Genomic DNA, 1,888 nt, shown 5'->3' with positions numbered 1-1,888 from the left:
TACCTCCGGTTCGTGCGCGGCGTGATCGACTCCGACGACCTCCCGCTCAACGTCTCCCGCGAGCTGCTCCAGCACAACAAGCTCATCGACCGCATCCGCGGCGCCTCGGTCAAGCGGGTGCTCGACACCCTGGAGCGCATGAGCCGGGACGAGCCCGAGAACTATGCCACGTTCTGGTCCCAGTTCGGCTCGGTGCTCAAGGAGGGCGTGATCGAGGACTCGGGCAACCGTGAGCGCATCGCCGGACTGCTGCGTTTCTCCTCCACCCAGGAGGCGAAACAGGAGGCGGACGTCACCCTCGCGGACTACGTCGCGCGGATGCGCGAGGGCCAGAAGCACATCTACTACGTCACCGCCGAGGGCTTCAACGCGGCGCGCAACAGTCCGCACCTGGAGATCTTCCGCAAGAAGGGCGTCGAGGTGCTGCTGCTCCACGAGCCCATCGACGAGTGGCTCGCGAGCCATCTCCACGAGTTCCAGGGCTACCCCCTGCAGTCCGTCGCCAAGGGCGAGCTGGACCTGGACGAGCTGGAGGACGAGACCGAGAAGCAGGCCCGCGAGGAGCGCGCCGAGGCGCTCAGGCCGCTCACCGAGAAGCTCCAGGAGTCGCTGGGCGAGCGGGTCTCCGAGGTCCGTGTCAGCGACCGCCTCACCGACTCGCCGGCCTGCCTGGTAGTGGGCGACTACGAGCTCGGCATGAACCTCCAGCGCATGCTCAAGGCCGCCGGCCACGAGATGCCCCAGGGGGCGCCGGCGCTGGAGATCAATCCGGATCACGCGCTGATCCAGCGGCTCGAGGGCGGCGGCGAGGATGCGCGCTTCGACGACTGGGCGCAGCTGCTCTTCGACCAGGCCCAGCTTACCGGCGGCGGCCAGCTCGAGGACCCGGCGGCGTTCGTGCAGCGGGTCAACCGTCTGCTGGAAACGCCGGCGTGAGCGGCACCGGGCAGCCGTGGCCGTCGGCGGATGCCGGCGGCCACGACCCGGCGGAGCTGATACGGCTGTTCGACGACGAGTTCGCCCCGGAGAACACCCGGCTGGTGCGCGGCGATGAGGAGCCGCTGTACCTGCCGGCGGACGACACGTGTGCGTACCACCGGGTGGTCTTCGCCCATGGCTTCTTCGCCAGCGCGCTCCACGAGATTGCGCACTGGTGCATCGCCGGACCCCGGCGCCGGGCGCTGGTGGACTACGGCTACTGGTACGAGGGGGACGGACGGGACGCCGTCACCCAGGCCGAGTTCGAGCGGGTCGAGGCCCGCCCCCAGGCGCTGGAGTGGGCCTTCAGCATGGCCGCGGATGCACCCTTCCGGGTGAGCGTCGACAATCTGGACGGCGATCCCGGTGATCCGGACGGCTTCCGCCGCGCCGTCCGCGACGCCCTGGCGGTGTATCTCCGCGACGGACTCCCGCCGCGGGCCCGGCGTTTCGCCATCCGCCTGCAGGACCGCTACGGCGGTCATATCGAGCTGCCCGCGGATCTTCCTCGTTTATGATCGCGTTGGGTTGCGGTGTGAGTGATCCGCATTCCGGACTCGGCAACCGGAAAGTACTGAGGTAGGCTGATATCGCCCGGACCGGGCAAGCCTGGCCCGGTACGCACCGCCAGGAAGGCGGAAGGCGCATTATCGCGCGGGTTGATGCACTTCGGCTTTTGACCAGGGAAGGTGGCACATGGCTGACGATTCCTTCACGGGCATCCCGCCCGGGTTGTCCGGTTCCTCGCCGACACGACACACCGCACCGCCGGGACCGGCCGGGGGCGGTCACGGAAAGCCGGGCATCCCCGGGCCCGCCGGCGTGTCAGCATGACAGCACGCCGCTCGACCCCCCTCATCGTCTGGCCCCTGCTCATGGCCGCCCTGCTCACCGCCTGCGGCGGCGGGGA

General features: G+C 69.5%; 1 protein-coding gene and 1 pseudogene. Both read left to right on the top strand.

Annotation, left to right across the window (positions count from 1 at the left end; genetic code table 11):
* Window positions 1-936 (top strand): annotated as a pseudogene (locus G7A99_RS18940) (molecular chaperone HtpG); the annotation flags it as partial.
* Complete coding sequence (locus G7A99_RS18935; RefSeq protein WP_018717815.1) at window positions 933-1,496, top strand: elongation factor P hydroxylase; 564 nt, start codon at window positions 933-935, stop codon at window positions 1,494-1,496. The pseudogene G7A99_RS18940 and the gene G7A99_RS18935, both read left to right, overlap by 4 nt.
* The last annotated feature ends 392 nt before the right edge of the window (window positions 1,497-1,888 follow it).

This window comes from Arhodomonas sp. KWT (assembly GCF_010993615.1).
The sequence above is the reverse complement of the archived record's forward strand: the minus strand, read 5'-3'. Positions and strand labels throughout refer to the sequence as shown.